Annotated in this window: 1 tRNA gene; it reads right to left on the bottom strand. The window is 40.3% G+C overall.

What is annotated here, in order from left to right:
- Window positions 1-245: 245 nt before the first annotated feature.
- Window positions 246-319 (bottom strand) — tRNA-Ala (locus ACLHR0_RS31660).
- Window positions 320-352: the final 33 nt, after the last annotated feature.

The raw sequence follows: 352 nt of genomic DNA, 5'->3' as shown, positions 1-352 counted from the left end.
CGTCCTTCGTCGCCTCTTAGATCCTAGGCATCCACCATGCGCTCTTATTCGCTTTAAAAAATTTAGTATTTAGATATTACTATCTTGAATACAACTTGCATTTCCCAATATGTCAAAGAACTTTTAATCACTGACTGCTCTTACGAGCTTTCATTTGTGTGATTATTGATGATGTGTGAGATCTGATCTCGGTGACTCTTTAGTCAAACATCTTATTTAATATTAAAAGAACAAAGGTGATTAAGTGGAGGATATCGGATTCGAACCGATGACCCCCTGCGTGCAAGGCAGGTGCTCTAGCCAACTGAGCTAATCCCCCGTAATCATTGTAGACCCGAGCAGATTTGAACTG

It is taken from the genome of Chitinophaga sp. ARDCPP14, from assembly GCF_051362515.1.
In the GTDB taxonomy this organism is placed as follows: domain Bacteria; phylum Bacteroidota; class Bacteroidia; order Chitinophagales; family Chitinophagaceae; genus Chitinophaga.
This window is presented reverse-complemented; position numbering and strand designations above follow the sequence as displayed.